16 protein-coding genes are annotated in these 7,534 nt (G+C 33.8%); all 16 read right to left on the reverse strand.

The window, feature by feature from the left end; all coding sequences use genetic code 11:
- Positions 1-365, reverse strand: a 365-nt coding sequence (locus B2S90_RS09625) for a hypothetical protein (protein WP_286696969.1), incomplete at its 3' end; no start/stop codon positions are given.
- On the reverse strand, positions 362-682 hold the full coding sequence (locus tag B2S90_RS09630; RefSeq protein ID WP_286696970.1) for a hypothetical protein: 321 nt from the start codon (positions 680-682) through the stop codon (positions 362-364). The genes B2S90_RS09630 and B2S90_RS09625, both read right to left, overlap by 4 nt.
- A gap of 8 nt (positions 683-690) precedes the next feature.
- On the reverse strand, positions 691-987 hold the full coding sequence (locus B2S90_RS09635) for a hypothetical protein (protein WP_286696971.1): 297 nt from the start codon (positions 985-987) through the stop codon (positions 691-693).
- A gap of 88 nt (positions 988-1,075) precedes the next feature.
- The gene (locus B2S90_RS09640) at positions 1,076-1,462 is read right to left on the reverse strand and encodes a hypothetical protein (protein ID WP_286696972.1); all 387 of its coding nucleotides are present in this window, start codon (positions 1,460-1,462) and stop codon (positions 1,076-1,078) included.
- 176 nt (positions 1,463-1,638) lie between these two features.
- Positions 1,639-1,929, reverse strand: coding sequence for a hypothetical protein (locus tag B2S90_RS09645; protein WP_286696973.1), 291 nt, complete (start codon positions 1,927-1,929; stop codon positions 1,639-1,641).
- Positions 1,930-2,310 (reverse strand): hypothetical protein, encoded by a 381-nt coding sequence (locus B2S90_RS09650; protein ID WP_286696974.1) that lies wholly within the window; start codon positions 2,308-2,310, stop codon positions 1,930-1,932.
- 164 nt (positions 2,311-2,474) lie between these two features.
- On the reverse strand, positions 2,475-2,861 hold the full coding sequence (locus B2S90_RS09655) for a hypothetical protein (protein WP_286696975.1): 387 nt from the start codon (positions 2,859-2,861) through the stop codon (positions 2,475-2,477).
- Between the two features lie 19 nt (positions 2,862-2,880).
- Complete coding sequence (locus B2S90_RS09660; protein WP_286696976.1) at positions 2,881-3,222, reverse strand: hypothetical protein; 342 nt, start codon at positions 3,220-3,222, stop codon at positions 2,881-2,883.
- Between the two features lie 104 nt (positions 3,223-3,326).
- A complete protein-coding gene (locus B2S90_RS09665) occupies positions 3,327-3,572 on the reverse strand; it encodes a hypothetical protein (protein ID WP_286696977.1) in 246 nt (81 codons plus the stop codon).
- Positions 3,572-4,795: a hypothetical protein gene (locus B2S90_RS09670; RefSeq protein ID WP_286696978.1), complete on the reverse strand. Its 1,224-nt coding sequence runs from the start codon at positions 4,793-4,795 to the stop codon at positions 3,572-3,574. Before B2S90_RS09670 ends, B2S90_RS09665 begins: the two co-directional genes overlap by 1 nt.
- 96 nt (positions 4,796-4,891) lie before the next feature.
- Complete coding sequence (locus B2S90_RS09675) at positions 4,892-5,338, reverse strand: hypothetical protein (protein ID WP_286696979.1); 447 nt, start codon at positions 5,336-5,338, stop codon at positions 4,892-4,894.
- Positions 5,335-5,778 carry a hypothetical protein gene (locus B2S90_RS09680; protein WP_286696980.1) on the reverse strand — a complete coding sequence of 148 codons (444 nt, stop codon included), beginning with the start codon at positions 5,776-5,778 and terminating at the stop codon, positions 5,335-5,337. The genes B2S90_RS09675 and B2S90_RS09680 overlap by 4 nt, the downstream gene beginning before the upstream one ends.
- Positions 5,779-5,882: 104 nt before the next feature.
- On the reverse strand, positions 5,883-6,254 hold the full coding sequence (locus tag B2S90_RS09685; protein ID WP_286696981.1) for a hypothetical protein: 372 nt from the start codon (positions 6,252-6,254) through the stop codon (positions 5,883-5,885).
- 13 nt (positions 6,255-6,267) lie between these two features.
- Positions 6,268-6,579, reverse strand: a complete 312-nt coding sequence (locus B2S90_RS09690) for a hypothetical protein (RefSeq protein WP_286696982.1) — start codon at positions 6,577-6,579, stop codon at positions 6,268-6,270.
- 9 nt (positions 6,580-6,588) lie between these two features.
- The gene (locus tag B2S90_RS09695; protein ID WP_286696983.1) at positions 6,589-6,921 is read right to left on the reverse strand and encodes a hypothetical protein; all 333 of its coding nucleotides are present in this window, start codon (positions 6,919-6,921) and stop codon (positions 6,589-6,591) included.
- Between the two features lie 13 nt (positions 6,922-6,934).
- Positions 6,935-7,534, reverse strand: a 600-nt coding sequence (locus B2S90_RS09700; protein WP_286696984.1) for an FAD-dependent thymidylate synthase, incomplete at its 5' end; no start/stop codon positions are given.

Below are 7,534 nucleotides of genomic sequence, written 5' to 3' on the forward strand. Positions count from 1 at the left end.
CTTTTCTCCTTTTGGTACTTTATTCCTTCAAGACAATTTACAACTAAAACCCCTAAATTATCCCAAGTAATATAACCTGTGTTATCGTCACGGTTTATCATCCAAAGTGCAGTAAGCTTATTATCATAATAAACACCAGCAATCTTTTGATACTCTGGCTCTGTAAACAAAATCCAATATAATTCTGCGATATCCGTTTTGTCTAAATTACCTTCTTCGTCTGTAAAACTAATATCGTCACTGACAGGACGTTTATCTACACAGACCTTCGTAAAACTCATATCCACACGCCAACGAGAGACATTTAATGAGTTAATTTCAACATTCCATAATTTAATTTTAGATGGGTCTATAACATTTGTCATCTAGGTACACCTCCAATAAAGTTTTGACTAATTTTGTATGTTAAATCATAATATTTCTTATAAACTACATTAACCAGTTCATTATACTTCTTTACAGCTTCTTCATAAGTGTCGGCAAAATAATAACTTGAAGCATATTGACGCAATTCAATAATATGCTCTTTTTCTTTATCTGGGACAAAACGTCTCCAGTAGCTATTATTTTTAACGATACCAAGGGTAGGTTTACGATTTACAATAGGTTTAGTTCTGCCATAGCGAAAACCAACACAATATACCTCTTTATCAAGTGGAACAAATTGACAATTATAGACCATATTACACCTCACACAATATAAAATCCGCCAACTACTTTGCAATCCAATCTTTCAGTAGAGAAAATAAAGTGAGTTAAACCGGGACGGTCGACATGTTCAGAAGACGTAATATGGTAAACATAATCCCACCCAGCTTCCCTATATTTCAGTCCAATAGCGGTTCTAACATTTACAGGGTATTCGCCATCAATAATTGCCTCTTCCCATTTATGCCAACCATGATGAAACCTAATAGAACTATCAATTTTCTTTTCAAGTTCATCAAGTTTCATGTCACGTTCTTCAAGTTCTTTTGGAGTAATCATGTTAGCACCAACCTTTCTGTAAATATTATAACATAAAAAATCCAGAGTGTCAATACTCTGTATTAAATTTAACGATAAATTTTAATTTTTACGGCTTCACCTCAACGTCAGGAAGAACTTCTGTGTGGAAGTACATCTTATAATGGTACGGGTCGGTCATTGTTCCGGTAATATCTTCCACAACATACATGGTATAAGCATTTAGATAGATATAATTTTTCTTATAAGTGTTTGGCCCTGTCTTAATGGTACATACGAGTTCATTATCAGAATTATTTGAGATAGACATTAATCCCTCTGCTTCAAGAATAATCTTATCAGTACGAGCATTATATACAGTGATACGACGTTCTGTTTCAAAATAATTTGCTTGCTTTGAAATATTATGGTTTACTCTATCTGCCTCGGAACAGCCTACACAGAACAAAGCAATAACTGCAATCATGATTGCACAAACAATTTTCTTAAATTTCATAGCTATACCTCACTTAATTTTAATCTTTACTTCATTTGGTGATTTTGCTGGATGTGATTTAGGTTTGTAGCAATAGTGACCACTGCTTATCCCCATTGCGATAGTGATAGGAATAAAAAATAGTGTGCAAAGTACAATAGTCAAAATAAGTTTACCTATAAAAATCAGAGCGCTTATCATTCAATCCATCCAACAAATCCGATACACTGAGGATGACCATATTCTTTTATATAATCCTCATCACCAAGCTTTTTAGTACAAAGATAACGAACGTCTTTCCAACCGATACGGTTATCATTATGAGATTCTTCATCTAGTACGATGTCGTTTTGTTTAAGGATATTATATCCCCAAATACTATTCCATTTATTTGCTACATACTCTTTAATTTCGTCAAATGAATTAAAGGTTCTAGCTTCTTCCATTGCATCCGCTAAACTGCCTCTATTAGGTCTATAAATTAGCATTTAATCACCAGCTTTTTCATTATTCCTGATATTATAAATTCTATCGACAGAATAATCCATAATATCTTTGATTGTGTCTGTTAAATTATCAGAAATGTCCGTTGCCGTATCATTTACATAACCAGATACAGTTTTGATATTATTAGGTGTAATCATTTTTGCCGCAACCATCTTATAAAGCGTCTCTTGAGATGGAATTATCGCCCCAACAACTAATGCCAAAAATCCACTAACTACAATTTTCCGAAAAACTTTATTGTTATCAATCTGACCTATACTTAGTATAAAAAGACAGAATCCAACAGCAATAAACACATAACGAATATTAGGAATTGTGTCTGCTAAGTAGAACCAAATGGGATTAACAATAGGGTTATCCATATAAATCACCTCAATCAAACAGAAATTTTATTCACACATAATAAATGCAACATAACCAATACTAGCGAACATAGAGAAAAAGATATTATATAAATCACCCTCTCGAACAGATTTACCAAAAATTGCCCCAATACAAATAGCAACCAAACTTCTAGCAAAAATAATCATACAATACCATCTTTCTTTGCTTTATATTCTGCCCACAAATCTTGTGCAATCTTGATAGCGTGATGTTCGTCTTTAGCCATAACGAAAACTTTATATTTCCACCAATCATCATGAGAAGTGTTTTCTTTGATAGTATTAATATTAAAGGAATTATCCCAATCAAATTCTCGTAAAATCACATCATAACTTCCATCTGTGTCATACCGTACACTATAGAATGCTTCGTCTTTTGATTCACTATCAAAAAACTCTTCAATCATTGGTTCTGAATACTCGCTACTATATAGTTTCTTAATATTTTCTGCTCGTTCTTTATTATCGGTAATAGCAATAATATGATAATTAGAATAATCACCATCAGTAACAACATAAAAGGTTTTCATATCTTAGTCCTCAAATCTATTATTTCCACCATTTGCAAAGATTTTTATCAACCCTTTCTTTTCCCTTTTCAAGAGTCACCTTTGCACGTTCGAGTTCATTTTGAACTCTTTCCAGTTCTTCTTCAAGACTTTTTACTTTTTCTTCTTGTTCTTTTAGTTTTTTGTCGATGTCATACTTCAAAAACACACGCCTGTAACCAAGTTGAGGGAGAATTTCAGCCATTTTGTCTGCAACATCCCAAGACACTTCTTTCTGAGTAACCTTGCCATCTTCACAAGTTTCTACAGTACATCCATAAACGTAAGTATCAAAATCCACAAGTTTCTTATGTTTGCGTCCAATGCAAAATTCTTTAATCATATTATTTCCTTTCTTTCTAGTGTTTTTGTTTCTATAAGTATTATAACAGAAAAAAGAGACTCTGTCAAGAGTCTCTTTTAAGTTTAACAAATAAAAATTATTTTTTATTCTGCCTTGCCGTCATATCCATTTTGGATAATATCAGTAATTTCTTCAATCACACCACTAATCTTGTTTACAGTATCAGGGTATTTAATACTATGGTCTACATCAAGAAAAGTATAGCCATAATGGTTCGCCCACTTCTCAAACTCTGCAATCATAGCGGTAGAAATCTGAATTGAAAAATGCTGAATTAGAATAACAATTATAAGGATAATGATAACACAAATTAAAATACCGTAAATCATTAGAATGGACAATCCTCCTGTTTTTCTTTTTTCTTACTCTTGATTTCTTCTGGAATATCTTCCTCGTTCCAGATATTAGTTACAAATACACGCTCTAGCTTCATTTCCTGATTTTTTACATTCATATCGTTAATACTAATAAAACCATTATAAGAAGTTACAATGCCACGAACAAGAGCTTTATTTGAATTATTAGAATAACAGCAAGTCCAGATTTTATCTTCTGTAACAAAATGAAGACCATGAGAAGATGCGAACCAATCATATGCTTTCACTTCGCCATAATCTTTCCACTTAAAGTTGCTATTAAAGAAACTGCAACGATTCTTAGCATCAATCCACTTATAAACAGTCATTGGAAGTTTGATGATTTCTTCAATGGGTTTCTTTCTTGCGAAAAGACATTTATCAACGGCTTCTCTATTTAGGGGTTTAAAATCTGGCGTATAATATTCGTCATTATATTCAAAATAATCAAATGGAACACCAACTTCCATAGAGATTTCTGATTCATTCATTTCAGAAAAATCAAGTTTGGCTTTATATCCGCAACTATTATCTGCGTCATCAATTTCTGAAAGCTTACTTACGACATAATTTAAATCAAAAGGCTTACCTTCTTTCTTTAACTTTTCCGCAAACTTATTATAATTCTCTCCATACATACCACCAAGAAGATTCTGAAACTTCTCGTAACTATCAACATTCTGCTGACTGATAGTAAAGCCAAGTTTAAACATCTCAGAGACAGGAATATCATAACCTTTATTTATGTATTTTTTAATACGAATAAATGACATAATAGGCGAATCGGTTTTGGGATTGAAATGAATAGTCTTGCTTGCTAAATCTTCAAGAAAAGCATCGCCAAGAATAAACTCTTCTGTAGAAAAATCATAACATCCCATACACACAGAGAAATCAAAAAGATTTAACACATCCTGTTCAGTAGGATATTCATGCTTATAAATTAGCTGAATAGTTTTACCATTTTTAGTAATAGTAATAGCATAATCACTTTTGAAATTTGTTATATAGGATTCTTTATTAAGAAAACGGACGATATCTTTTTTGTGCTTAAAGAAAATATCATAATCGTTAATGTCCTTATTAGTAAAGATAGAAGTAATAGCACCACCAGCCAAATAACATTCATAATCTAAGAATGTGTCATAAAGGTCGCCGAGTTCACGCTTTAGCTTGCGTTTCTGCCAATCATACATTACAAATTCCTCCCGGTTTTAATAAGAAAATCTTCTTTCAGTGTCAAAACACACAATCCATCTGCAATCATACATTATTACATCTCCTAGCCGATATTACTGGATATTAACCATAGGCTTATCAACCAATTTCTCAAGAATCATAACCATGTCTGCAACTTTGTCGGTATTTTTAGTATTCATATACTTCATTGCAATGGTCGCAAGAACAGCGCTATCATAATCAAGATAGCAACAACTACCTTTTACTACAGTTTTATCAGAGACATACGGATAATAATATTTACGCTCTCCGCTGGTTTCTTCTACGATGTACATATCATCTCCAATTTTTGAAACATCATAATAACAATTATTATCAGGATAGCGATTCTTGAACAATTCTGCAATATCAGCGCATTCTTTCTGTAGCGCTTCATAAGCAGTGCAAACTCCGTATACTCTACACTTTTGAAAATATTGGCTCTTTTTATTAAAGAACGTCTCCACATCAGGATAAATTTCTTTTTCTTTGTCGAGATATTTCTTATCAGCAGTAATCATTCTTCTACCTCACTTTTCGGCATATCAATCATCTTCGCAATAGCGTTGGAAATTGCGTGAGTATCCCTCTTATCATTGAGATACTTCGTAGTAAGAGCGGCAAGGATAGCTTCATCACGAGTCAAATAGCAGTCGTTATCGGCGCTTGGTTCAGAGATACCGGCGACATAAGGGATGTAATAGGTGTGGTCGTTAATCGTCTCAGAGACGATATAAATGTCGTCTGCAATCTTATCGGCTCCGAAATAGCTGTTACCAAGAGACTCAGCCCTATAATCCATAGCAATATCGTTGCATTCTTTTAGAAGTGCTTCCCAGTTAAGATAACAACTGTAACTTAGATACTTCTTAACCTTGTTCTTCAATACTTCGTCGTATGCTTCGGGAGTTGGAACAAGTCTGCACTCGCTATTGATGTAATTCTTGCTTGCGGTAATCATATTAAATCTCCTTTATTTATTATTTGGTTTGTTTCTACAAGTATTATATCAAAAAGAGCTAGAGTTGTCAATACTCTAGCTCTCATTTTCTTGTTAAATTTTACTCAGCGTTCAGGCCAGCGTTCATAATACTGGCTATTAGTAGCTTTCCACATCACTTCAACGAATGCTTCTGCCTGTTCGATAGAATTAAAATCAAATTCTAACCAAACAGGTTTATCTAGCTTACCCGGTTCTTCATTGTCGTTATTAAAAGTCACACTGGCTTTTACGCTGATTCCGTGGTCGTGATAATACTTCATATAATCATAAAACTGAAAGTCAATAAAGTATTTCTTACCCAAATCATCGTCAAAACGCTTTTGATATGAATAATCAAATACATCTATACGACTATTAGGAATCCACTTTTTATAACCATGCTCCGTTAGTTTCTTTTCAAAATCAGAACAAGAATCTCGACTGTAAAATACCAACTTTATTCACCTCTCAATCATATCTCCAAACATCTGGGATTCTATAATAAATTAACGCATCTCTAGCCATCCATCTGCCACTAGCAGAATAATATTCTTCATATTCATCATCATCATATCTAGTAATAACATTACTGTTTGGAGTAGGCAAACACTGTTCGGGGTCATTCCAATCTGTCAAACTTGCTTCCGGCCAGTCCAATTTATTGCCGCAGTTGCCACAAAATCTATTACGATTCCCGCTATTATTATAAAGATAGGTCTTGCTAGAACAATATTGACACATGCAAGCGCCAGATTTGGCAAATGGATTATTGATTGTCATAGCTCCACCTCAATAACCAGAATTTGTCCAGCAGTCATACCACCAGTCACCACATGGATTACTTTTTACTTTATCAAGGTTTTCTTGCGCCTCTTTCAGGGACTTCTTGCAAAATTCAAGATGTTTCTCTGCGCTAACGACAGAACTATTCCACTCTTCTACACAGTCTTTATAATAAGGGATGTAAAATACTTCTTTATAGCCGAGGTCTTTTAGAGCAGAAATGTAGTCATCAGACCCATAAGTTGAGATATCTTTTGCAGTAATTTTGTCCCCTGTTTTAGTTTTAATAGTGTACATACCATCATGTGAATTATAATCTACACAAAATTCTTTATCCATTATTTTCACCCATTCACTTTGCAAATTTACCAACTAGGATTAGTTCTTTAACTTCGTCTCTACTGGGATATTTACCACAACCACCACGAGCTTCTGGACAATACAGCATACGGTCACACTGAGGAACTAAATATTCAGATAGTTCTGGCATAACTTCAAGAACTGCATCGCGCATCTTAATAGCAAGCTGGCGGTGAACATCTTCTGTACGAGTACACAGACGCATATTCATATAATGAATAAGTGCTTCAATAGTAAACCCAATGCACACAGCGCTATAAGTTGCCATAGGAAGAACATAACGTGCCTGTTCATTTGCACGTTCATTAGATTTGCCAGAATCAATAATATAATTCTGAATTTCATCGTAAAGAGCAACAGTATCTTCCATGTGCTTCTTGTATTTATTTAGAAGCTCTTCATTGTTCTTGATTTCAGCAGGAATTTCATAACCAAAAGAGTCCTTATTGACGTATCTGAATGATTGTACGTTTTTAAATACTCCTGCTTCATGACGAACCATTTGGTCAATTACATAGCGTGGACAATCAGTAATCTTAAAAATAAAATAAATTCCACGACTACCAGAAAAATGTCCAGATTTCATGCAATG

Source organism: Catenibacterium sp. UBA627 (genome assembly GCF_002299355.1).
Taxonomy (GTDB): Bacteria; Bacillota_I; Bacilli_A; order Erysipelotrichales; family Coprobacillaceae; genus Catenibacterium; species Catenibacterium mitsuoka.

Bases quoted from the DNA above. Each gene is read 5' to 3' on its own strand.
- B2S90_RS09630 (WP_286696970.1), bottom strand. From the start codon at position 682: ATGGTCTATAATTGTCAATTTGTTCCACTTGATAAAGAGGTATATTGT.
- B2S90_RS09635 (WP_286696971.1), bottom strand. From the start codon at position 987: ATGATTACTCCAAAAGAACTTGAAGAACGTGACATGAAACTTGATGAA.
- B2S90_RS09640 (WP_286696972.1), bottom strand. From the start codon at position 1,462: ATGAAATTTAAGAAAATTGTTTGTGCAATCATGATTGCAGTTATTGCT.
- B2S90_RS09645 (WP_286696973.1), bottom strand. From the start codon at position 1,929: ATGCTAATTTATAGACCTAATAGAGGCAGTTTAGCGGATGCAATGGAA.
- B2S90_RS09650 (WP_286696974.1), bottom strand. From the start codon at position 2,310: ATGGATAACCCTATTGTTAATCCCATTTGGTTCTACTTAGCAGACACA.
- B2S90_RS09655 (WP_286696975.1), bottom strand. From the start codon at position 2,861: ATGAAAACCTTTTATGTTGTTACTGATGGTGATTATTCTAATTATCAT.
- B2S90_RS09660 (WP_286696976.1), bottom strand. From the start codon at position 3,222: ATGATTAAAGAATTTTGCATTGGACGCAAACATAAGAAACTTGTGGAT.
- B2S90_RS09665 (WP_286696977.1), bottom strand. From the start codon at position 3,572: ATGATTTACGGTATTTTAATTTGTGTTATCATTATCCTTATAATTGTT.
- B2S90_RS09670 (WP_286696978.1), bottom strand. From the start codon at position 4,795: ATGTATGATTGGCAGAAACGCAAGCTAAAGCGTGAACTCGGCGACCTT.
- B2S90_RS09675 (WP_286696979.1), bottom strand. From the start codon at position 5,338: ATGATTACTGCTGATAAGAAATATCTCGACAAAGAAAAAGAAATTTAT.
- B2S90_RS09680 (WP_286696980.1), bottom strand. From the start codon at position 5,778: ATGATTACCGCAAGCAAGAATTACATCAATAGCGAGTGCAGACTTGTT.
- B2S90_RS09690 (WP_286696982.1), bottom strand. From the start codon at position 6,579: ATGACAATCAATAATCCATTTGCCAAATCTGGCGCTTGCATGTGTCAA.
- B2S90_RS09695 (WP_286696983.1), bottom strand. From the start codon at position 6,921: ATGGATAAAGAATTTTGTGTAGATTATAATTCACATGATGGTATGTAC.